19 protein-coding genes are annotated in these 22,198 nt (G+C 72.3%); 11 read left to right on the top strand and 8 right to left on the bottom strand.

Annotated features, from left to right (window positions below; all coding sequences use genetic code 11):
• Positions 1-38: 38 nt before the first annotated feature.
• From BLT28_RS32655 to BLT28_RS32670, 4 genes are read right to left on the bottom strand one after another with little or no spacing between them, the layout of a single operon-like run.
• Complete coding sequence (locus tag BLT28_RS32655; RefSeq protein ID WP_030426823.1) at positions 39-578, bottom strand: NUDIX hydrolase; 540 nt, start codon at positions 576-578, stop codon at positions 39-41.
• On the bottom strand, positions 575-1,936 hold the full coding sequence (locus tag BLT28_RS32660) for a coenzyme F420-0:L-glutamate ligase (protein WP_030426822.1): 1,362 nt from the start codon (positions 1,934-1,936) through the stop codon (positions 575-577). The genes BLT28_RS32655 and BLT28_RS32660 overlap by 4 nt, the downstream gene beginning before the upstream one ends.
• Entirely contained in the window at positions 1,933-2,922 is a 990-nt protein-coding gene (cofD, locus tag BLT28_RS32665; RefSeq protein WP_030426821.1) for a 2-phospho-L-lactate transferase, read from the bottom strand. The genes BLT28_RS32660 and cofD overlap by 4 nt, the downstream gene beginning before the upstream one ends.
• 39 nt (positions 2,923-2,961) lie before the next feature.
• A complete protein-coding gene (locus tag BLT28_RS32670) occupies positions 2,962-3,711 on the bottom strand; it encodes a site-2 protease family protein (protein WP_030426820.1) in 750 nt (249 codons plus the stop codon).
• 177 nt (positions 3,712-3,888) lie between these two features.
• Between BLT28_RS32670 and BLT28_RS32675 the strand changes: the two genes are divergently transcribed.
• Both BLT28_RS32675 and BLT28_RS32680 read left to right on the top strand, forming a co-directional pair.
• Positions 3,889-4,242, top strand: a complete 354-nt coding sequence (locus BLT28_RS32675) for a WhiB family transcriptional regulator (protein WP_052406760.1) — start codon at positions 3,889-3,891, stop codon at positions 4,240-4,242.
• Between the two features lie 92 nt (positions 4,243-4,334).
• Positions 4,335-7,592, top strand: a complete 3,258-nt coding sequence (locus tag BLT28_RS32680) for a glycosyltransferase family 2 protein (protein ID WP_231950503.1) — start codon at positions 4,335-4,337, stop codon at positions 7,590-7,592.
• A 76-nt stretch (positions 7,593-7,668) separates the two neighbouring features.
• Here the strand turns inward: BLT28_RS32680 and BLT28_RS32685 are convergent, their stop codons facing one another.
• Positions 7,669-8,142, bottom strand: coding sequence for a metallopeptidase family protein (locus BLT28_RS32685; protein ID WP_030426817.1), 474 nt, complete (start codon positions 8,140-8,142; stop codon positions 7,669-7,671).
• Between the two features lie 99 nt (positions 8,143-8,241).
• On the opposite strand from BLT28_RS32685, the gene BLT28_RS32690 reads away from it, so the two are divergent.
• The 8 genes from BLT28_RS32690 to BLT28_RS32725 all read left to right on the top strand — a co-directional run bounded on the left by BLT28_RS32690 (position 8,242) and on the right by BLT28_RS32725 (position 16,767).
• Positions 8,242-8,595, top strand: a complete 354-nt coding sequence (locus BLT28_RS32690; protein ID WP_030426816.1) for a DUF3499 domain-containing protein — start codon at positions 8,242-8,244, stop codon at positions 8,593-8,595.
• Between the two features lie 111 nt (positions 8,596-8,706).
• Positions 8,707-10,053 (top strand): phosphomannomutase/phosphoglucomutase, encoded by a 1,347-nt coding sequence (locus BLT28_RS32695; protein ID WP_030426815.1) that lies wholly within the window; start codon positions 8,707-8,709, stop codon positions 10,051-10,053.
• 22 nt (positions 10,054-10,075) lie between these two features.
• On the top strand, positions 10,076-10,285 hold the full coding sequence (locus BLT28_RS32700) for a Trm112 family protein (RefSeq protein ID WP_030426814.1): 210 nt from the start codon (positions 10,076-10,078) through the stop codon (positions 10,283-10,285).
• A gap of 5 nt (positions 10,286-10,290) precedes the next feature.
• Complete coding sequence (locus tag BLT28_RS32705) at positions 10,291-11,373, top strand: SIS domain-containing protein (protein WP_030426813.1); 1,083 nt, start codon at positions 10,291-10,293, stop codon at positions 11,371-11,373.
• A gap of 37 nt (positions 11,374-11,410) precedes the next feature.
• Positions 11,411-12,655: a mannose-6-phosphate isomerase, class I gene (gene manA / locus BLT28_RS32710; protein WP_030426812.1), complete on the top strand. Its 1,245-nt coding sequence runs from the start codon at positions 11,411-11,413 to the stop codon at positions 12,653-12,655.
• A 63-nt stretch (positions 12,656-12,718) separates the two neighbouring features.
• The gene (locus BLT28_RS32715; RefSeq protein WP_030426811.1) at positions 12,719-13,648 is read left to right on the top strand and encodes a cation diffusion facilitator family transporter; all 930 of its coding nucleotides are present in this window, start codon (positions 12,719-12,721) and stop codon (positions 13,646-13,648) included.
• 133 nt (positions 13,649-13,781) lie between these two features.
• The gene (locus tag BLT28_RS32720; RefSeq protein ID WP_030426810.1) at positions 13,782-15,329 is read left to right on the top strand and encodes an amino acid permease; all 1,548 of its coding nucleotides are present in this window, start codon (positions 13,782-13,784) and stop codon (positions 15,327-15,329) included.
• An 85-nt stretch (positions 15,330-15,414) separates the two neighbouring features.
• Entirely contained in the window at positions 15,415-16,767 is a 1,353-nt protein-coding gene (locus BLT28_RS32725; protein WP_030426809.1) for an acetyl-CoA carboxylase biotin carboxylase subunit, read from the top strand.
• Here the strand turns inward: BLT28_RS32725 and BLT28_RS32730 are convergent, their stop codons facing one another.
• Positions 16,768-17,625 (bottom strand): aldo/keto reductase, encoded by an 858-nt coding sequence (locus BLT28_RS32730; protein ID WP_030426808.1) that lies wholly within the window; start codon positions 17,623-17,625, stop codon positions 16,768-16,770.
• Positions 17,626-17,627: 2 nt separating this feature from the next.
• Positions 17,628-18,461 (bottom strand): aldo/keto reductase, encoded by an 834-nt coding sequence (locus BLT28_RS32735; RefSeq protein ID WP_030426807.1) that lies wholly within the window; start codon positions 18,459-18,461, stop codon positions 17,628-17,630.
• Positions 18,462-18,516: 55 nt separating this feature from the next.
• On the opposite strand from BLT28_RS32735, the gene BLT28_RS32740 reads away from it, so the two are divergent.
• The gene (locus BLT28_RS32740; protein ID WP_052406759.1) at positions 18,517-19,866 is read left to right on the top strand and encodes a glutamate mutase L; all 1,350 of its coding nucleotides are present in this window, start codon (positions 18,517-18,519) and stop codon (positions 19,864-19,866) included.
• On the opposite strand, the gene BLT28_RS32745 is transcribed toward BLT28_RS32740, so the two are convergent.
• The gene (locus BLT28_RS32745; protein ID WP_030426805.1) at positions 19,863-22,175 is read right to left on the bottom strand and encodes a lipase family protein; all 2,313 of its coding nucleotides are present in this window, start codon (positions 22,173-22,175) and stop codon (positions 19,863-19,865) included. The two genes, BLT28_RS32740 and BLT28_RS32745, sit on opposite strands and share 4 nt — an antisense overlap.
• Positions 22,176-22,198 lie beyond the last annotated feature (23 nt).

A 22,198-nucleotide genomic window follows, 5' to 3' on the forward strand; every position in this document is an offset into this window, starting at 1 on the left:
GGCCACGTGCCACCCCAGGGGTGCGTGGCCCCGCCCGCTCAGCGCATCGCCAGCGCGCGGCGCACCAGGTCCGGGATCGAGTCCACATCGGACGGGAGCTCGTCGACCGGCCACCACTGCAGGTCCACCGACTCCGCGCTGCGCACCGGCTTCGCGCCGACGGGAGCGCGCACCACGAACCGCACGTCCAGGTGCCGCGTCGGCACGCCGAGCGAGCAGGTGATCGGGTGCACCTCGATGTGCACCGGGCGCGGATCGATGGTCAAGCCACGGATCCCGGACTCCTCGGTGGCCTCCCGGAGCGCGGCCTCGACGAGCGTGGAGTCCTCCGGTTCGCAGTGCCCGCCGAGCTGGACCCAGCGGCCGACGCGCGGGTGCAGCGTCAGCAGCACGTGGTCCGCCGTCGCGTCCAGTACCACCGCAGACGCGGTGATGTGCCCTGGTGCGCAAGCACGTTCGCACGCGTCGGGGCGCGCGGCCAGGAAGGCGAGGATCGCGTGCTTGACCGACTGCTGCCCGTGATCCTGCGGTTCCCAGTCGGTCAACCGGCGAACGACGTCCGCGTGCAGCGTGCTCACAGTTCGACCAGTCCTTCCGCGAGCTCGCGCGGCGGGCGCGGGCTCGGATCGCCGTCCAGTGGATGCCCGACCGCGACGCCGCCGAGCGGCTCCCAGTCCCCGGGCAGGTCGAGCACGCCCCGCACCACGTCGGGGCAGAAGATCGTCGAGGAAACCCAGCAGGAGCCCAGTTCCTCTGCGGCCAGCGCCACCAGCAGGCCCTGCACGGCGGCTCCTCCGGCGACGGTGAACATCGTCCGCTCCGCCTCGCTCCTGCGCGCGTCCGGATAGGAGTGCGCGCCGTCGCGGACGAGGAACGGGAGCACGATCTCCGGCGCCTCGTACAGGATCCGGCCCCGCTGCACGCGGCGCTCGATGCGCTCCGGGCTCAGTCCGTCGCCGGTGAGGTCGGCCTGCCACGCCTCGCGCATCGCGTCGAGCAGTTTCGCCCGCAGCGCGCGGTCGCGCACCCACACGAAGCGGACGGGGCGGGTGTGGTGGGGGGCGGGCGCGGTGAGCGCGGCCGCGACGGCCCTGCGGACCGCGTCGGCGTCGACCGGGCGGTCGTGGTCGTAGAAGCGCACGGAGCGCCGCGTCAGCACGGCCTCCCGGCGGCCCTGCGCGATGGCCAGATCGGTGCCCAGCCGGAACAGGTCCTCCTCCAGCGGCCGCAACAGGTCCCGCGCGGTCGTCCCGTCGTCCACATAGGACAGACCGCGGACCACGGCGACCGGGTTCCCGCCGAGCTTGCCCTTGACCAGGTCGCCCGCCGCGGCCAGCTCGTCGGCGATGGCGATCGAGGTCACCGCGAGTTCGTTGCCCTGCGCGTCGACCTTGCCCTGGTAGCCGTGCAGCACCGGCAGGCCCGCGGAGCCGATCGCCACGTCGGTCTGCCCGACCCGCCACGTCCGGCCCATCGTGTCGGTGATCACCACGGCCACGTCGACGCCGAGCAGCTCCTTGACGCCCGCGCGCAGGGCCGCCGCCGAGGCGTCCGGGTTCTCCGGCAGCAGCGCGATCTCGTCACCGGCGACGTTGGAGGCGTCCACCCCGGACGCGGCCTGGATGATGCCCAGCCGGTTCCTGGTGATCAACGTGTTGCGGAAGCGCGCGACGACGGCGTCGGACTCGGCCCGGACCAGCTCGCGGCGCAGTGTCTCGCGCCCCTCCCTGTCGCTGGGCGCCGCGACCAGTCGTCCCTCCACTTTGGACACGACCTTGCTGGTCACCACCAGCACGTCGCCGTCGCGCAGCCACGGGGCCGCCGAGGTGATCGCGCCGAGCAGGTCATCGCCCGGGCGGAACTCCGGAAGCCCTTCGACGACAAGCACTTCGACCTTGGGCGAAGCGTGGTCGGCCTGCGGCGTGGGTTCGGTCACGCTGACACTCCCGCGAGAGAGAACGCCTCGGCGACCATGGCCGCGGTGGCGTCGACATCGGTCATGAGCATCGGAGCGGACACCACCCGCACCCCGGGCACGTCCGCGCTGTCGCCGGTGTGCACCAGCCAGCCGTCCAGCAGGCCGTCGTCGGAGGCCGTGCGGGAGCCGTAGTGCCTGCCGACGGCCTGCGCGGTGGTCTCGACGCCGATCGCGGTGAGGCAGGCGTCGGCCATGCCCCGCAGCGGCTTGCCGTCGATGATGGGGGAGATCCCGATCACCGGCGCCTTGCCCTCGCGCAGCGCGGCCCTGATCCCGGGCACCGCCAGCACGGTGCCGACGCTGACCACCGGGTTCGACGGGGCGAGCAGCACCACGTCGGCCTCCGCGATCGCGTCCAGCACACCGGGAGCGGGCTTGGCCTCCTCGGCGCCCACCGCGACGATCGCGTGCGCGGGCAACGACGCGCGGTAGCGCACCCACCACTCCTGGAAGTGCACGGCGCGGCGCTCACCGGAGTCCGGGTCGTCGATCGCCACGTGCGTCTCGACCCGGTCGTCACTTGCGGGCAGCAGGGTCACGCCCGGCCGCCAGCGGTCGCACAGGGCCGCGGTCACCTCGGAGAGCGGGAAACCCGCGCGCAGCATCCTGGATCGGATCAGATGGGTCGCGACGTCCCGGTCGCCGAGCCCGAACCAGGTCGGGTCCGCGCCGTAGGCGGCCAGTTCCTCCTTGACCGTCCAGCTCTCCCCGGCCCGGCCCCAGCCCCGCTCGGAGTCGATGCCCCCGCCCAGGGTGTACATGCAGGTGTCCAGGTCGGGGCAGATGCGCAGCCCGTGCATCCAGACGTCGTCACCGGTGTTGACCAGCGCGGTCACCTGGTGCGGCGACTCGGCCTCCCCAATGGCGGGCATGCCGAGCGCGGCCTTCACCCCCAGCAGGAAGCGGGCTCCGCCAACACCACCGACCAGCACAACGACCTTCACGGATGGCCATCCTCGCACGCGCGACAGCTGGCGCCGGGGTCAGCGCCAGAACATGAACAGGTACTGCCCGGTGTACGCGGCGTCGGAGTTCCCGCCGACGAGCTCGAGCAGACCCCCGGACACGCTGTGGAACGCCGTGTTGATCGCCGGAATTCCGATCAGCACCGCGAACAGGACCAGCGGCGCCCACTGGCGGGCCTTGGCGCCCATCTCCTGGTAGCGGTACGGCAGGTAGGGCTCGATCGCGCCGTACCCGTCGAGGCCGGGGACCGGCAGGATGTTCAGCACGAACGCCATCACCTGGAGCAGCGCCAGGTAGGACAGCGCGGCGGCCAGTCCCACCGCCGGTTGGGTGATCGCGACGGCCAGGACGAGCAGGATTCCGATCCCGAGGTTTGCCAGTGGCCCGGCAAGGGAAACTGCGGACTCGGCGCCCTTGTTGCGCAGCGCGTGGCGGTTGACCCAGACCGCGCCGCCCGGCAGGGGGACCCCGCCGATGGCCAGGAAGAGCAACGGCAGCAGCAGGCTGAGCACTGGATCGGTGTAGCGACGCGGGTCCAGGGTGAGGTAGCCCTTGAACACCACCGAGTGGTCACCGCCGCGGTAGGCGAAGATCGCGTGCCCGAACTCGTGCAGGCACAAAGAGGCCGTCCACCCCCCAAGAACCGTGAGCACGATGCCGATGGTCATGACGACCTTGTTGTCCACAGTAGACAGGAAGCAGCCGACAACAGTGATCGCCAGGATGAGCAGGAACAGGGGGCTCGGTCGTACCGCTTGTCGGATCACCAGGCCAGTCTGCCCGTGCCCGCGCGGCGCTTTCCAGCCGCATGGGGGGTCCCCCGTCGTGTGTACTTGGCTTGACCCCCTTGCATCACACGGGTGTAATCACATTGGTGTCATTCGCCGGGAGAGAGGGCGAATGGGTCCGCCAACCGGGGAGCGGAAGGCGAGGAGGCGGACGTGATGAAAGACGAAGGGAACCGCGTGGGACCGCGAGGGGATGCCGCGGCCACGGGGCTGGGCGTCATCGCCGAGCTGTTCGACACCGACGATGACGAGTTCGACTGGCAGGAAGAAGCGCTGTGCGCGCAAACGGATCCGGAGGCGTTCTTCCCCGAGAAGGGCGGTTCCACCCGTGAGGCCAAGCGCATCTGCGGCGGCTGCGCCGTCCGGTCGGAATGCCTGGAATACGCCCTCGCGCACGACGAACGCTTCGGCATCTGGGGCGGTCTGTCCGAGCGCGAACGGCGCAAGCTCAAAAAACGGCCGGACGACGTGATCCTGTTGGACGGCACCGTCGACGGGCTGACCGCCTGACGGCCGGACCGCACTGACGTCGTACCGTGACCCCGGAAGCACTCGGGGTCACGTTCGGCGATCGGAGGCCACGCGGTGGCGGTGGTGACGCGGTGGGCACTCGCGGATCGCGGGTGCCCGTGAGCACGGGTTTCTCCGGGACGCCGTTGCTGCGGACCGCGCCGGTGCTCGCCGTTCTGGTCTGCCACGACGCCGATCCCTGGCTGGACGAGGCGCTCGCCGCACTGCGCGCGCTCACGCTGCGGCCGCGGCACATCCTGGCCGTGGACACCGGTTCCGTCGACGGCACGGCGGAAACGCTGCGCGCCGCGTGCACCGGGGTGGACAAGACTCTCGACGGAGTTCTTACCCTGCCGAGGGAAACCGGTTTCAGCGCGGCGACAGCGGCCGCGGTGACCGCCGCGCTGCAGCGCTGGGGCGATCCCGGGCAGTGGATCTGGCTGCTGCACGACGACTGCGCGCCGGAGCCGGACTGCCTCGCCGCGCTGCTCACCGTCGCCGAGGTGTCCCCGTCCGCGGCGGTGCTCGGCCCGCTCTGTCTGGAGTGGACGGATCCGCGGCTGGTGGTGGAGGCGGGGGTCTCCACTGACTCCTCCGGCCACCGGCAGACCGGCCTCGGGCCCACCGAGCTGGACTGGGGCCGCTACGGCGAGCCGGGAACGGTCGGCGTCTGGATCGAGCAGAACACCGAGGCGCTCGCGGTGTCCTCGGCGGGCGCGCTGGTGCGCCGCGAGGTCTGGCAGAAGTTGCACGGATTCGACGAGGCGCTGCCGTTGTTCGGCGACGACATCGATTTCGGCTGGCGGGCGAACCTCGCGGGTTACGTGGTGATCGTCGTGCCCGCCGCGCGAATCCGGCACGCGATGGCGGCGACGAAGGGCAATCGCTCGCTGGACGCGCTGGACCGGAATTCCGGACTGTCTCGAACTTTCCTCGCTTTACGGGCACGCAGGGAACACGGTCTGCGCACGGTTCTGGTCAACAGCTCGATGCTGTCGTTTGTGCTCGGGCTGCCCCGGTTGGCGATTCTCGGGTTGCTGCGGGGAATCGGATTCGCCTTGCTGCGGCAGTTTTCCTCAGCGCGGGCGGAACTGGGCGCGACGGCCCGGTTGCTCACCGGGCGGGCCGGGCTGCTGGCGGCTCGCCGTGAACGGCGTTTGTACCGCGATCCCGACGCGCGCGATGTTCGCGGACTGTTCACCTCGCGGCTGACCCGGCTGCGCAACACCGGTCGCGGCGGCCTGACCCGGTTCCTGCGCAACAGGCTGCGTGCCGACGCCGCGCTCGGCCGGTTGCCGGCCAAGGCCGATCGCCTGCCCACGTGGACGCCGTCGGCCCAGGTCGGCCCGCCTGCTCTGCCCGCGGGAGCCCTCGGGCGCCGGGGCCGGCCACCGCGCCTGGCCGCTGGCCTGCGCCGCCCGGCGAGGGCCGTGGTCGTCGAGGTCCCCGAGCCCGCCGCGTTCCGCCCGAGCCCCCGGCCCCGCGCCGCCGCGGCGGCCGCGCCCCGTCCCGCGCCCGAGCTGGTGGTGGTCGAGGTCGACCGCGCCCGGGTGGTGCGCGAACTGCTGCTGTCCCCGGCGGTCCTGCTCGTCGCGGTCATGGCCCTGCTCGCCCTGGTGATCCACTCCGCCCGTGTGGGCGGAGTTCTCTCCGGCGGCGAGCTGCTGCCGGTCGGTGATCTCGCGCGGACGTGGATGGAGTACCTGGCGAGCTGGCACGGCGTCGGCGGGGGCACCACGGCCTCGGCGACCCCGGCGCTCGCGGTGCTGGGTTCGCTCGGCGTGCTGCTCGGCGGTCCGGCTGCCGCCGCGGCGGTGTTGCTGCTGGCGGACCTGCCCCTGGCCGCGCTGTCCGGCTATCTCGCGACGCGCCGCCTGCCCGTGGCGCGGTGGGTTCGTGCCGTCGCCGCTGCGGGGTACGCGTTGCTGCCCGCCGCGACCGCCGCCACCGCGCAGGGCAGGCTCGAAGTCGTTGTGGTGCACGTGTTTCTGCCACTCGTGCTGGCAGGAGTGGCTGCCGCGGTGAGACCGGCGACCGGGTCCTGGCTGTCGGTGGCCTCCGGTACCGCGCTCGGCCTGGCGGTGATCGGCGCGTTCTCGCCGCTGACCCACCTGTTGGTGCTGGTCGTCGCGGTGATCGCGTTCGTGGTGATGGGTCGCAGCGTGACGCCCTTGGTCGCGATCGTCTTGCTGCCGCTGGGTTTGCTGCTGCCGTGGCCCGCCGTCGTCGTGCAGCACCCCGAGGTGCTGGTACCGAGCGGTCCGCCCGCTTCGGTGCTCTCGCTCGCCGCGCTGAACCCCGGAGGGCCGGGCGGCACGCCATGGGTGGGTTTCGCCGTCCTGGCGGCGGTGCTGATCGCCGTCGTGGCGTGCCCGCGTCGCGAAGTGCTGCCGGGCTTCGGTCTCGTGGTGGTCGGCGCCGTCGCCGCGGTCGCGGTGCCGGGGTGGCCGGGCGCCGCGCTGCTCGTCGTCGGCTGCGGCCTGCTGTGGGTCGTGCTCGTCGCGGTGGCCTACGGAGACCGTCCGCGTCCGCTCGCGTTCGCCGCGCCGGTCGTGCTGCTCTGGCTCGCGGCAGGTGCGCTCGTGGTGGGGCGCGAGGGACCGCTGCGGGCGGGCGAGGAAGCTCAGCTCGGCAAGAACCAGGCAGCTGAGCTGGCGGCGACCTCGTCCTGGCAGTTGATCGTCGGGGAGCGGCCGTGGCTGGTGCGGGGCCGCTCGCCGCTCTTCGGCGACTCCGCGCTCCGGTTGCGCACCGACCGCGCGCCCGCGCTGGCCGCCGACTTCACGAGCTACGACCAGCCCGCCGTGCGGACGGCGGTGTCCCGCGCGGCCGCGGCCGGGGTGCGATTCGTGGTGCTGCCCGATGAGGAGACGGCGAACCGGGTCAGGGTGTTCGCCGCGGACCTCGTGGCGACGGTCCCGGCGCGCTCCGACGGCAAGCCCGTGCTCCGGCTGCTCCGCGTGCAGCCGCCCGCGGTCCTGCTGCCCCCCGACGTCGGCGTGATCGCGCGGTCCACGACGCCGCCGCCGGAGGAGCTGGCCGGGGTGGCTCCGGTGCCCGGCGGACCGCCCGCGGTCGCGGTGCGCGTGTCCCCGGGGGCCGAGGCGAGGCTGCTCGTGCTGGCGGCGACCGACGAGCCCGGCTGGCGGGCTTCGATCGACGGCGAACCGGCGAACCCGACCCGGGCGTGGGGCGGCCAGGTCGCGCTCACCCTGCCGGGCCGGGAGGTCGAGGTGCGGGTCGAGGTCGCCACCGGTTCACGGGACATCCTGCTGCTCGTCCAGGCCTTCGCCGCCCTCTTCGCCCTCCTCACCGCCATCCCCACCCCACCCCGCTCGCGCACCGGATGAGTCATTCGGGGTTCGGGATTCGCCCGAGGTGGAGTGATCTTGGTCGCGGTGGAGGTTCGGGTGAATGCCTAGATGGCTACTCCCCGTCGACGATGTCGGGGTCCAGGCCGAGGTAGCTCGCCACCTGCTCGATCAGCAGGTCGTGGACGAGATCGGAGAGGTCGGCGCCGTCCCGCGCGCGGGCTTCGAGCGGGCGGCGGTAGAGCACGATCCGGGCCCGCGTCGGGACCCCGCGGCTGTCCACGCCCGCGGGCACCAGCCGGGCCAGCGGGACGCTGCCGTCCTCCACCACGTCCTCGCCCCAGGACAGCTCGTCCGGGGCGGATCCGAGCACTTCGGGCACGTCGTCGACGGCCACGTCCAGCTCGGTCAGCTCGTTGCGCCAGCGGGCCTCGATCGGCTCCAGCGCCTCCAGCACCACGGCGTCGAAGCGCTCGGAGCGGCTGCGCGCCGCGGGGAGGTTCGCGGGGTAGAGCTGCCCCCGCAGTCCGCGGCCGTGCCGATCCCGCCTGCGCCGGTTCCTTCGCTGTGCCCCGTGAGCCGTCACCACGGCCCGCAGAGTACGCCGGTCGGCCGCAGCACCGTGTGTCATCAGCGTGCCTGACGACGCCACGCCCCGTGAAGCGCTATCGTCCCCATCGTGCGCAGCGTGAGGCAATGCTCGCGGACCGGGTGTGTCAACCCGGCTGTTGCCACGCTCACCTATGCCTACACCGACTCCACCGCCGTGGTCGGGCCCCTCGCCACCTACGCCGAACCGCACAGCTACGACCTGTGCGAAGTGCACGCGATGCGCCTGACCGTCCCCCGCGGGTGGGAGGTCGTGCGGCACGAGGGCGAGTTCACCGTCCCGCAGCCCTCCGTCGACGATCTCACCGCGCTGGCCGAGGCCGTGCGCGAGGCGGGCCGGGCCGACCGCCCGGTGGAGCGCCCGGAGATCTCGGTGGGCACCGGACGCCGTGGCCACCTCCGGGTCCTGCCCGATCCGAACGACGAGCGGTAGGTCCGGCGGGCCTGGACCTGAGTGGTTGGGGGAGCGTCCGGCGCTCGCCGGTAGGCTTCTGCCGTCAGTTCGTTGACGGATCTTCCTGTAAGCCGACCAGTTGGAGATGGCGTGCGCGACCTGTCCGGCATCGTGAAGGCATACGACATCCGCGGGGTGGTGGGGGAGCAGATCGACACGGAGGTCGTGCGCGACCTCGGCGCCGCCTTCGCCCGGTTCGTCGGCGGGCCAGCGGTGGTGATCGGCTACGACATGCGCGACTCCTCGCCGTCCCTGGCTGCCGCCTTCGCCGAGGGCGTCACCGGCCAGGGTGTCGACGTCGTCGACATCGGCCTGGCCAGCACCGACATGCTCTACTTCGCCTCGGGGCGGCTGGAGCTGCCCGGCGCGATGTTCACCGCGAGCCACAACCCGGCGAAGTACAACGGAATCAAGCTCTGCCGCGCGGGCGCCTCGCCGGTCGGCCAGGACAGCGGCCTGTCGGAGATCCGGCAGATGGTGGAGGACGGCGTTCCCGGCTTCCTCGGTGCCAAGGGCAGCGTGTCCCAGCGCGACATGCTCGACGGCTACGCCGAGTTCCTCGGCACGCTGGTCGACCTCTCCGGCATCCGCCCGCTCAAGGTTGTGGTGGACGCGGGCAACGGCATGGGCGGCCACACCGTGCCCAGGGTCTTCGACGGCCTGCCCGTCGAGATCGTGCCGATGTACTTCGAGCTCGACGGCAACTTCCCCAACCACGAGGCCAACCCGCTGGACCCGAAGAACCTCGTCGACCTGCAGGCGAAGGTCCGCGAGGTCGGCGCCGACGCGGGTGTGGCCTTCGACGGCGACGCCGACCGCTGCTTCGTGGTCGACGCCGACGGCAACCCGGTCTCGCCGAGCGCGATCACCGCGCTGGTCGCCGTGCGCGAGCTGGCCAAGGACCCGGGCGGCACGATCATCCACAACCTGATCACCTCCAAGGGCGTTCCGGAGATCGTCACCGAGCACGGCGGCAAGGCTGTGCGCACCCGCGTCGGCCACTCGTTCATCAAGCAGACGATGGCCGAGACCGGCGCGATCTTCGGCGGTGAGCACTCCGCGCACTACTACTTCCGCGACTTCTGGCGGGCCGACTCCGGCATGCTGGCCGCGCTGCACGTGCTGGCCGCGCTGGGCGAGACCGACCGGCCGCTGTCGGAGCTGATGGCGCAGTACTCCCGCTACTCGGCCTCCGGTGAGATCAACTCCACGGTCGCCGACCAGGCTGGCCGGATGGCCGCGGTGCGCGAGGCCTTCGCGGGTGAGGGCGTGGAGATCGACGAGCTGGACGGGCTGACCGTCGACCTCGGCGACGGCTCCTGGTTCAACCTGCGGGCGTCCAACACCGAGCCGCTGCTGCGGCTGAACATCGAGGCCCCGTCCGACGAGGCCGTCGCCGAGCTGCGCGACCGCGTGCTGGCGATCGTCCGCGCCTGAGCCCGGCTGGAGGAGACGACACATGGCCGTACAGCTCGACGCCCAGCTGCTGGAGATCCTGGCCTGCCCGGGTGACGACCACGGCGCCCTGGTCACGGGGACGCCGGAGGACACCGACGCGGACTACCTGACCTGCACCGCGTGCGCCCGGCGCTACCCGGTGCGGGACGGCATCCCGGTCCTGCTCCTGGAGGAGGCCGAGGGCGGCCCCGAGGACTCGGCGAAGGCGTGACGGTGTTGCTCGACGACGCTCTGCTGGACGACCCGCGCCGGTTGCAGGACGCGGACGCGCACGGTCTGCTGCGCGCCGCGGCGCTGGCGGGCGCCCAGGTGCGCTCGACCGTCGAGGCCGCCGCCGAGGGCGGCATCGACCGGATGATCGGCTCCGACCGCCCGCGCGCGCTGGTGCTGCTGACCAGGCCGGGGGTCGGACCGGCCGGAGCGCAGCTGCTCGCGGCGCTGCTCGGCCCGGCCTGCCCGGTGCCGGTGGTGATCGCCGACGTGGTGCCCGGCTGGGTCGGCGCGCTGGACGTGGTCTTCGCCTACACCGACGACCCGGGTGACGGTGTGCTCGCGGAGTCGGTGGGGCTGGCGACCAGGCGTGGCGCGCGGGTGGTGATGGCCGCCCCGGAGGACGGCCCGGCCGCCCAGGCCGCGGCGGGGCGGGCACTGCTGCTGCCGCAGCGGGTCCCGGTCCCGCACGGCCTCGGCTTCGCCAGGGTGCTCGCGGCCGGGCTGGTCACGCTGACCACGCTCGGGCTGCTGCGCACGGACCTGGACGCGCTGGCCGACGAGCTCGACCGCGAGGCCGAGCGCGACCACCCGATGCACGAGTCCTTCGTCAACCCGGCGAAGTCCCTCGCGCTGCGGCTGGCCGACCGGACCCCGCTGCTGTGGGGACTGGACCACGCGGCGACCGCGGTCGCCGCGCACGGCGCGCTCGCGCTGGCCTCCTTCTCCGGGATCGTCGCCGACGTCGCCGGATACCCGCAGGCGGTGATCAGGCCGGCGCTGCACCGGGCCGCGATCAACGCGACCAGCCAGGCGGACATCTTCGCCGACCCGGACGACGACGAGGGCGTTCCGCCGCGGGTGCTGCTGCTCGCGGTCACCCAGGGGCCGGTCGCCGACGCCGCGCGCCGGACCGCGTCGGAGTCGCTGCGCGGGGCCGACGTCATCGCCCCCGCCGAGGAGGTCACCGGCGACGAGGCGATGCGGGCCGCGCTGCTCGCCGTGCGCTTCGACCTCGCGGCCCTCTACCTTGGACTCGCCGCCGGACGCCTCGGCGGCCCCGGGATCGTGTCCCCGGCCGCGCTCTGAGAGTCTGGCCCGGCCGAGGTAGGGAGCGAGAGGAAGAGTGGATCTACTGCGCAACGCGGTGCGCCCTTACGCGTGGGGCTCGCGCACCGTGATCGCGGACCTCCTCGGTCGGCCGGTGCCCGCTCCGCACCCGGAGGCCGAGCTCTGGATGGGCGCCCACCCCGGCGACCCGTCCTGGCTGGTGGGCCCGGACGGGTCCGAGGTCTCGTTGCTGGAGGCCGTCAACGCCGACCCGGTCGGCCAGCTCGGCGAGGGCTGCCTCGGCCGCTGGCGGGGCAGGCTGCCGTTCCTGATGAAGGTGCTCGCGGCCGAGGAGCCGCTGAGCCTGCAGGCGCACCCCTCCGCGGAACAGGCCGCCGAGGGCTTCGAGCGCGAGGAGCGGGCGGGGGTGCCCAGGGACGCGCCCAACCGCAACTACCCCGACCCCACCGCCAAGCCCGAGCTGGTGTGCGCGCTCTCGGAGTTCCACGCCCTCGCCGGGTTCCGGGAGGCCGCGCGGACGGTCGAGCTGCTGGGCGCGCTGGACGTGCCCGAGCTGCGCGGTCACGCCCAGCTGCTGGCTGCCGACCCGACCGAGAACGGGCTGCGGTTCCTGTTCACCACCTGGATCACGCTGCCGCAGACCGCGCTGGACGAGCTGCTGCCGCCGGTGCTGGACGCGTGCGTGCGGCACGTGCGGGAGCACGGCGAGTTCGCGCTGGAGTGCCGGACCATCCTGGAGCTGGGGGAGCGGCACCCGGGCGACGCGGGCGTGCTGTGCGCGCTGCTGATGAACCGCCTGGTGCTCCAGCCCGGCGAGGCGATCTACCTGCCCGCGGGCAACCTGCACGCCTACCTCCAGGGCAGCGCCGTGGAGATCCTGGCCAACTCCGACAACATCCTCCGCGGCGGGCTCACCCCGAAGCACGTGGACGTGCCGGAACTGTTGCGGGTACTGGACTTCTCCTGCGGCGACATGCCGGTGCAGCGGGGCGAGCAGGTCCAGCCGCACCTGACCGTCTACCGCACGCCCGCGGCCGAGTTCGAGCTGTCCCGGCTGGACTGGCCCGCGAACGCCCCCAACGGTGCTGTCCCTCTGGGAGACGTGCCGCTCGGCGGGGACGGCCCGCAGATCGTGATCTGCGTCGAGGGCGCGGTGCGGCTGCACACCCACGACGGTGACGAGCTGCGGCTGGACCGGGGCGAGTCGGCGTGGCTGCCCGCCTGCGACGGCAAGGCCCACATCGGCCCGGCCGGTCCGGCTCCCGCGCGGGTCTTCCGGGCCACTTCAGGGGAACACTGATCCCACACCGGGCGCATGGCCTAAGGTCAGCCCGACAATTCGGACCCAGGACAGGGAGCAGAAGTGGCTGCTGGGGGCGGAACCAAGGCGATCGTCGCCGCACTGCTGGCCAACGCCGGTATCGCGGTCTCGAAGTTCGTCGGGTTCTTCATCACGGGCTCGTCGTCGATGCTGGCCGAGGCGGTGCACTCGGTGGCGGACACGTCCAACCAGGGCCTGCTGCTGGTCGGCCAGAAGACGGCGCGGCGCAGGCCGACGGAGGAGCACCCGTTCGGCTATGGCAGGGACCGGTACTTCTACTCCTTCGTCGTCGCCCTGCTGCTGTTCACCCTGGGCTCGGTTTTCGCGCTGTACGAAGGCATCCACAAGCTGGAGGCACCGGAGGCGCTGACCTCGCCGCTGGTCGCGGTGGTCATCCTGGTGGTCGCGATCATCTTGGAGACCTTCAGCTTCCGCACCGCGATCGTCGAGTCGCGGGCGATCAAGGGCGACGCGACCTGGTGGGAGTTCATCCGCCGGGCCAAGACCCCGGAGCTGCCGGTGGTGCTGCTGGAGGACGCGGGCGCGCTGTTCGGCCTCGTCCTCGCCCTCGGTGGCGTCGGCCTGACCTACGTCACCGGCGACCCGGTGTGGGACGCGATCGGCACCATCTGCATCGGTGTGCTGCTCGGCGTGATCGCGATCATCCTGATCGGCGAGACCAAGAGCCTGCTGATCGGTGAGGGCGCCAACCCCGACGTGCTCAAGGTGATCGTCGACGAGCTGCAGGCGGGCAAGGTCGACCGCGTGCTGCACGTCCGCACGCAGTACATCGGTCCGGACGAGCTGCTGGTCGCCGCGAAGATCTCGCTGATCGGGACCAGGGACATCGACGACGTCGCGCAGGCCATCAACGACGCCGAGCACCGCGTGCGGGCGAAGGTCCCCGAGGCCAGGCTGATCTACCTGGAGCCGGACATCGACCGCGCGACGGCGGTTTCCGGCGACAAGTGAAGATCTTTTCCTAAGCCTTCCCTAAATCTTCACCCGAATCAGTGATGGCGCCTTGACCCCTCAGTAAAGTGTGCCCGCACATCGCGGGTGTCTGTCGAGGGACACCCACGTCGAGGGGTCAAGGAGGACCGGCGTGTCTGGTCTGTGGCGCAAGAAAACCATCGAACAGTCCATTGCGGACACCGATGAGCCGGAGACGCGGCTACGCAAGGACCTCAGCGCGTGGGACCTGACGGTCTTCGGCGTCGCGGTGGTCATCGGCGCCGGTATCTTCACGCTCGCCGCGAGCACCGCGGGCAACCTGGCCGGTCCTTCGGTCACGCTCTCGTTCGTGCTCGCCGCGATCGCGTGCGGTCTGGCCGCGGTCTGCTACGCGGAGTTCGCGTCGACGGTGCCGGTCGCCGGTAGCGCGTACACGTACTCGTACGCGACCTTCGGCGAGTTCATCGCCTGGATCCTGGGCTGGGACCTGATCCTGGAGTTCGCGCTCGCCGCCGCGGTCGTCGGCAAGGGCTGGTCGAGCTACCTGCAGACGGTGATGGGCAACTTCGGGTTGCAGACGTCGACCACCGTGCAGATCGCCGGGGTCGACTTCGACTGGGGCGCGGTGCTGATCGTGGTCGCGCTCAGCGTGCTGCTCGCCCTCGGCACCAAGATGTCCTCGCGGGTCAGCCAGGTCATCACCGCCATCAAGGTGTTCGTGGTGCTGCTGGTGATCGCGGTCGGCGTCGGCTACATCAACACCGCCAACTACTCGCCGTTCATCCCGCCCGCCGCCGAGGCGACGGCCTCCGGTCACGGCGGTGGCCTCGAGCAGTCGCTGTTCTCGCTGATCTCCGGCGTGGAGACCTCGCAGTTCGGCGTCTACGGCATGCTCGCGGGCGCGGCGCTGGTGTTCTTCGCCTTCATCGGCTTCGACATCGTGGCCACCACCGCGGAGGAGACCAAGAACCCGCAGCGCAACGTGCCGCGCGGCATCCTGGGCTCGCTGGCCATCGTCACCGTGCTCTACGTCGCGGTCTCGCTGGTGATCACCGGTATCCGGCCGTACACCGAGCTGAAGAACAAGATCGGCCCGAACGGCGAGACGGTCCGCTCCAACCTGGCGACCGCCTTCTCCGACGCCGGCATCACCTGGCTCGGGATCAACTGGTCGACGATCATCGCGGTCGGCGCGCTCGCCGGTCTGACCACGGTGGTCATGGTGCTGCTGCTCGGCCAGAGCCGGGTGCTGTTCGCCATGTCCCGCGACGGCCTGATCCCGCGCGGCCTGGCCGTCACCGGCAGCCGCGGCACCCCGGTCCGCGCCACCGTCCTGGTCGGCATCGTCGTGGCGATCGCGGCGGGCTTCTTCCCGACCGGCACGCTGGAGGAGATGGTCAACGTCGGCACGCTGTTCGCCTTCGTGCTGGTCTCCGCGGGCGTCCTGGTGCTGCGCAAGACCCACCCGGACCTGCCGCGCGGCTTCCGCGCCCCCGCCGTCCCGCTGGTGCCGATCCTGGCGATCCTGGCCTGCCTGTGGCTGATGATCAACCTCACGGCGCTGACCTGGGTGCGGTTCCTGATCTGGATGGTGCTCGGCGTTGTCGTGTACTTCGCCTACGGCGCCCGCCACTCGGTGTTGCGCTCCCGCGAGGTCCAGCTCGGCGAGACGGCCGCGGTGGACAAGTCCGACTCCTAGGACCGCAAGGACCGGCCGGGGCCGCCCACGTAATCTGCGTGGGCGGCCCCGGCCGTCTTGTTCATCGATCCCACGAGGAGTTCCGATGTTCGAATCCGTTCTCGTCGCCAACCGCGGTGAGATCGCCCGACGGGTCCTGCGCACCGCACGCAGGCTGGGCATCAGGACCATCGCCGTCCACTCCGACGTCGACGCCGACCTTCCGTTCGTGCGCGAGGCGGACGAGGCGGTGCTGCTCGGCGGCGCCCCGATCGCGGAGTCCTACCGCAACGCGGAACGAGTTCTGGAGGCCGCGCGCGCGACCGGCGCGAAGGCCGTCCACCCCGGCTACGGCTTCCTGTCGGAGAACACCGACTTCGCCCGCGCCGTGCAGGAGGCGGGCATCGCGTGGGTCGGCCCCGGCGCCGCCGCGATCTCCGCGATGGGCGACAAGGTCGCCGCGCGCGCCGCCATGGCCGCCGCCGGGGTTCCGGTCGCGCCCGGCTCGGCCGATGCCGTGTCCACAGTGGATGAAGCGGTGGCCGAGGCGGAGCGGGTCGGCTACCCCGTGATGATCAAGGCGTCCGCCGGTGGCGGCGGGATGGGCATGGCGACCGCGTCCGATGTGGACGGTCTGCGCGCGGAGTTCGAGAAGGTCACCGCCTTCGCCGAGCGCACCTTCGGGGACGGCCGCCTGTTCGTCGAGCGCTTCTTCCCGAGCGTGCGGCACGTGGAGGTGCAGGTACTGGGGCTGGCCGACGGCCGCGTCATCGCGCTCGGCGAGCGGGACTGCTCCGTCCAGCGCCGCAACCAGAAGGTGGCCGAGGAGACCCCGTCGCCCGCCGTGGACGAGGCGCTGCGCGCCGCGATGTGCGCCGCCGCCGTGCGCGCGGCCGAGGCCGTGGACTACCGCAACGCGGGCACGGTGGAGTTCCTGCTCGACCCGGCCACCAAGGAGTTCTTCTTCCTGGAGATGAACACCCGCCTCCAGGTGGAGCACCCGATCACCGAAGCGATCTTCGGCGTGGACCTGGTCGAGGAGCAGCTGCGGGTGGCGGCGGGCCTTGAGCCCGGCTTCGACGTGGACGGGCTCAAGGCGACCGGCCACGCCATCGAACTGCGCGTCAACGCCGAGGACCCCAAGCGCTTCTTCCCCGGCCCCGGCGCGATCACCGAGTGGATCGAGCCCGATGGCGAGGGTGTGCGGGTGGACTCCGGCTACGGCCCGGGCACCGTGGTGACGCCGAACTACGACTCGCTGATGGCCAAGCTGGTGCTCTTCGGCACCGACCGCGCCGACGCGCTGGAGAAGGCGCGGAAGGCGGTGGCGGGCTTCACGATCGTGGGCCCGAAGTCCAACCTGGCCTTCCACGCCGAGCTCCTGGAGAACCCCGAGTTCGTCAGCGGCGACTACGACACCGGCATCATCGGCCGCATGCGCGCCAAGCCGAAGAAGTGATCAGGCGTCGAGGCGGGCCAGCTCCTCCTCGCTGAGGACGAGGTGGACCGCCTCGACCGAGGAGCGAATGGTCTCGGGGCGGGAGGAACCCGGGATCGGGATCACCCGCTCCGACTTCGCCAGCTCCCACGCCAGGCAGACCTGCTGCGGGCTGACCCCGCGCTCGCGGGCGATCTCGGCGAACGCCGCGTGCCGCGACCCGAGGTCGGCCGCGCCGCCCATGCCGCCGAGCGGGCTCCACGGCAGGAACGCGATGCCCAGCTCGTCGCACAGCTCCAGCTCGGGCAGGGACGACCGGAAGCGCGGGGAGAACTCGTTCTGCACGCTGGCCAGCCGTCCGCCGAGGACCTCGTTGGCCGAGCGGATCTCGTCCGGGTCGAAGTTCGACACCCCGGCCATCTGGATCTTGCCTTCGTCGAGCAGGTCGGCCAGCGCGCCGACCGACTCCTCGATCGGCACCTTCGGGTCCGGCCGGTGCAGCTGGTAGAGGCCGATCGCGTCCACGCCCAGCCTGCGCAGCGAGCCCTCGCACGCCCGCTTCAGGTACGCCGGGCTGCCGTCGAGGTCGAAGCCGTCGTCGGGCGTGCGGGTGTGACCGCCCTTCGTGGCGACGAGGACGTCGTCGCGGCCCTTCACCGCCTCCGCGATCAGCTCCTCGTTGTGCCCGAACTCGGCCGTTGTCATCGCGTACGCGTCGGCGGTGTCGATGAACGTGATCCCCGCGTCCAGTGCGGCGTGCACGGTCGCGATCGCCTGCTCGCGACTGGGCACGGCCTTGCCTGACGGTGGCATGGACAGCGGCATCCCGCCGAGCCCGATCGCGGAGACGGAGACCGTGCCGATCCTGCGCTGCTGCAATGTCACTCCTTGTCGAGCGTGGTCAACTCTTCGTCGGTCAGCCGCAGGTGTGCCGCGGCCGCCGAGTCGCGAATGGTCGAAGGGCGGCGGGAGCCGGGGATCGGGATCACCACGGGGGACTGCGCCAGTTCCCAGGCCAGGCAGACCCGCTGCGGGCTGACCCCGTGCCGCTCGGCGATCTCGGCGAAGGCGCCGCCGATCCGGCTCGCCGTGCCGATTCCGCCCAAGGGGCTGTACGGCAGGAAGGCGAGGCCCAGCTCGTCGCACAGCTCCAGCTCCGGCCGCGACGAGCGCACGCGCGGCGAGAACTCGTTCTGCACGCTGACCAGTCGTCCGCCGAGCACCTCCCTGGCCTCGCGGATCTGCCCAGTGTCCACATTGGACATGCCGACCATGCGGACCTTCCCGGCGTCGACCAGCTCGCCGAGCGCGCCCGCGGACTCGCTCAGCGGTACCGACGGATCGGGCGCGTGCAGCTGGTAGAGCCCGATCGCCTCCACGCCGAGCCGTCGCAGCGACGCGTCGCAGGCCCGGCGCAGGTACTCCGGTGACCCGTCGAGCCCCCAGGCGCCGTGCTCCCGCGTGCAGCCGGCCTTCGTCGCGATCAGCACGTCGTCGCGCCCGGCGACCGCCTCCGCGACCAGCTCCTCGCCGTGGCCGAACTCGGTGTGGTCGACGCAGTACGCGTCGGCGGTGTCGATCAACGTCACCCCGGCCTCCAGCGCAGCGCGGATCGTCGCGAGCGCCGCCTGCCTGCCTGGGCGTCCTACGTCGGACAGCGGCCACTCGCCGAGACCGATCGCACTCACCGGGATGCCGCCGATGGACCTGTTCATACAAGACAGCCTGAACCAGTAAGAGTTGGAGTGCCAACCAAGTACGTTGGCGGGCATGGAATCGGTGCCGGAGATTCGCCGGCGGGATCGAGCATCGACGCTGTGCCTCGACGTGGGCTCGACGTGGACGAAGGGCGCGCTGATCGGCCAGGACGGGAGCCTGCTCGGCACGGCCCAGCACCGCACCACGCCACCCGAGGTGATGAACGGCGTCGCGTCGGTCGCGGCCGCGGTCGGCGGTGATCTCGCGACGGCCCTGGTCTGCTCGTCGGCGGGGGGAGGGCTGCGACTCGCGGTGGTGGGCCAGGAACGCATGGTCAGCGCCGAGGCGGGCTACCGCGTCGCGCTCTCCGCCGGGGCGAAGGTCGTGCACGTCGCGGCGGGCGAGCTGGACGGCGCCGGGGTGCGCGCATTGCGTGAGAGCCGTCCCGACGTGCTGCTGCTCGTCGGCGGCACGGATGGGGGTGAGACCCGGGTGTTGCTGCACAACGCGCACCGCATTGCCGCGAACCGCCTGCGTTGTCCCGTTGTGCTGGCGGGGAACGTCCACGCGGGACAGGAGGCGCTGGCCACCCTGCACACCACGAAGCGCACTGTCGTTCCGACCGACAACGTGCTGCCGGACGTGGGTGAACTCGCCCCCGGCCCTGCCCGCCGCGCGATCCGGGAGGTCTTCCTCCAGCACGTGATCGGCGGCAAGGGGCTCTCGCGGGGGCCTCGGTTCCGCCGCATGGTGCGCGCGGTGACGCCGGACGCGGTTCTTCGCGGGGTGTCCCGGCTCGCCGCGACGCTCGCCACCGACGAGGACAGCCCGGGCGCGGTGCTCGTGGTGGACGTCGGCGGCGCCACCAGCGACGTGTACTCCGCGGTGTCCACTGTGGACGACGACACACCCCGGCGGACCGTCGAGCTGCCCGCCGACCGGCGCACCGTGGAGGGCGACCTCGGCATGCGGTGGTCGGCCCCTGGTGTGGTCGCCGAGGCCGCCGCGGAACGTCTCCTCGCGGCCGGTGAGGAGGGCGCGCTCGCCGGGGCCGCTGCGTTCCGCGCTACCGACGTCGGCTGGATTCCCCAGGCGGCGCAAGACATCGCGACTGACGCCCGCCTCGCTTCGCTGGCCGCCGTTGTGGCGCTGCGCAGGCACCTGCGGCTCGTCGAAGGCCGTATGGGGCCGAAGGGCGCCGGACTGCTCGTGCTCTCCGGCGGCGTGTTCCGGCACGCATCAGAGTCCACTCTGGACACCGTGCGCGAGGTGCTGTCCGAGGACTCCGTGCTGCGCCCGATCCTCCGCCACGCGCGCATCACCGTCGACACCGACTACGTGCTGGCCCCCGCCGGCCTGCTCGCCGACAGCGCCCGGACCGACGCCGCGGACCACCTGCTGCGGAGCCGCCTGCTTGCCTAGGGCGTTTCGAGCCCGGCGGCGATGGCGACGGCGCGGTCCCATTCCGGGTCGGGCTGGTACTCGTTGTGCCCCAACACTCCTGGTGCCCAACGCAGGCCGGGGAACGGTCCCCGCAGCGGATCGGGCAGCCAGTGGTCGTTGCCGAGCACCAACGCCCCGGTCGGTCCGGCGACCGCGGGGGAGAGCGGCCCCTCCGTGCCGTCCGGCCGGAAGCCGACGCCGAGCAGCCTGCCGTTGTAGACCTGCTGCGACCACGTGGTCACCGGCCCGCCGAGCGCGTCCGTGCCCCGGCACAGCGACCGCCACCGCGGTCCCAGCATCCCCGCGAGGGTGGCCAGCGAGGAGTGCGGCACCACGGCGGGGAACGCCCTCGGGTAAGCCCACTGCAGCTGCGAGCCCGCAGTGACCAGACCGATCCGCTCGCGGTCGTGCTCCGGCAGCGAGTCGACAAGCCAAGCCGCGGCCACCGCGGCCATGAGGCTGCCCTGGCTGTGCCCGACCAGCACGACCCGGGTGTTCGGCTCCTTCAAGTGCTCGCAGGCGCGCGCGACGATCTCCGGGACGACCTTCAGCTTGTAGCAGGGCGGCACCGTGGGGTGCGCCTCGCGCGGCCAGAACGAGGCGAGGTCGGCGAGGATGCCGAGCTTCCTGGCGCGGTCCGGGTGCTGCGAGGCCTGGTAGACGACGAAGAGGAAGCCACCGGCGAGCGCGGCCAGCGTGGCGACGCCCAGTCCGGACAAGCCCGACGCCCAGGCCGGGACCGGGATGTTGAGCGCGCGGAAGAACCCGCCGAAGACCGCGCCCGCGGTGAGCAAACCGGCGGTGGCGATCAACAGCCGGTGGTAGTTCTGCCGCTGCCAGGTGGCCTGCCGCCACTTCCGCGCGGCGCGCTTGGCGTCCTCGGGGCGGTCCTTGTGCAGCAGCGCGACCTCGGGCGGGGCGTAGTTCCCGCGCTTCTCCGCGATCGACCGGGACAGCAGCCACAGCGGCACCGCCACGGCCAGCACGACGAGGGCGATCGCGGCGAAGGTCCCCCACAGCAGGGTGATCCACTGGTAGCCCAGCGGCAGCGCGAGCTTGTCGTAGTCCAGCGAGCCGCGCACGGTGATCGCCAGCCCGGCGCCGAACCCGCCGCCGAGCAGCCCGGCCAGCGCCAGCATCGGCGCCGCCATCCACCCGCCCGCCCACGGCCGCAGCTCGCGGGCCTGCTTCGCCCACTCCGACCTGGCCATCAGCGCGGCGGGGGCCAGCACGATCGCGACGACCACCGCGACCAGCGCCAGCAGCGCGCCCAGCAGTTCGGCGGTCGGGTCGGCGCCGGCGAGCTTGCCCGCGGGCGGTTCGACCAGCACCGCGGTCGCGATCAGCAGCACCGCGGCGAGGATCATCAGCACCCGGCGCGGGGCCGCGCCGAGCGCCCCGCGCAGCCAGCGGCCAGGCCCCTCCGGATGCGTTCCGGTCGGGTCGTCGAGGAAGAACACGCCCACCATCGCGATGGCCAGCAGCACCACGGCCGCGGTCCACAGCGCGCCGACACCGGAGCTCACCGGCCCCATCGGACCGCCGAGGACCAGCAACGACGCCACCGACAGCGCCGCGGTCACGTGCAGCGCGCGCAGCGCGGGGGTGTCCGGGTCAGCCTCGACCCCGCCGCCGGGCAGCGTCGGCATCCGGCGGCCCGGCGCGTCACCCAGCTCGTGCTTGATCGACACCGTCCAGTCCACGGTGGACAGGCGGTGCATGGCGATGACGACGAGCAGCACCGGGAGCAGGCCGATCAGCCCGCGCACGCCCGGGAGCTCGCGCACCCACCTGGGCACGGCCGAGGTCAGGCAGGCCGCGTCCGGCGCGAGGCACTGCGCCGCGATCAGATCGGCGGAGACGACCGTGAGTTGCCCCACAAGCAGCATGGTCAGCAGCAGCGCAGCCAGCCGCAGCAGCGCGCGCAGGAAGGTGCCGAGCGCGTGCGCGACGCGCTTGCCCTCGGGAATCGGCGGCAGCATCCAGTGCGCCACGTTGGCCAGGCAGAACGGGAACAGCAGGGCCCAGCTGGCCTTGGCGAGACCGCCGGAGGTCATCGCCGACCAGACGTAGCCCTCGATCACCCTCGGCACCGGCCGCCCGCCCGCGTGCAGTGACGGGGCGGGTGCGGGCCTGCGCATGCGGTCCGCGGGCCGCACGATGCGCCCGAGCTTGTCGCCGGCCACGGTCGCCGTCGCGACCGCGCCCGTCACCGATTCCGGTGTGGCCCCCGCGATCCCCGGCACCCTGAGCTCGACGACCCGTGTGTCCGGTCCTGGGATCAGCACGTGTCGTCTCCTTCCCCTCGCCG

It is taken from the genome of Allokutzneria albata (genome assembly GCF_900103775.1).
In the GTDB taxonomy this organism is placed as follows: domain Bacteria; phylum Actinomycetota; class Actinomycetes; order Mycobacteriales; family Pseudonocardiaceae; genus Allokutzneria; species Allokutzneria albata.

Excerpts from the sequence above, each read along its gene's own strand:
- BLT28_RS32675 (WP_052406760.1), top strand. The coding sequence starts at position 3,889 with ATGAAAGACGAAGGGAACCGCGTGGGACCGCGAGGGGATGCCGCGGCC.
- BLT28_RS32700 (WP_030426814.1), top strand. The coding sequence starts at position 10,076 with ATGGCCGTACAGCTCGACGCCCAGCTGCTGGAGATCCTGGCCTGCCCG.
- BLT28_RS32725 (WP_030426809.1), top strand. The coding sequence starts at position 15,415 with ATGTTCGAATCCGTTCTCGTCGCCAACCGCGGTGAGATCGCCCGACGG.
- BLT28_RS32735 (WP_030426807.1), bottom strand. The coding sequence starts at position 18,461 with ATGAACAGGTCCATCGGCGGCATCCCGGTGAGTGCGATCGGTCTCGGC.
- BLT28_RS32740 (WP_052406759.1), top strand. The coding sequence starts at position 18,517 with ATGGAATCGGTGCCGGAGATTCGCCGGCGGGATCGAGCATCGACGCTG.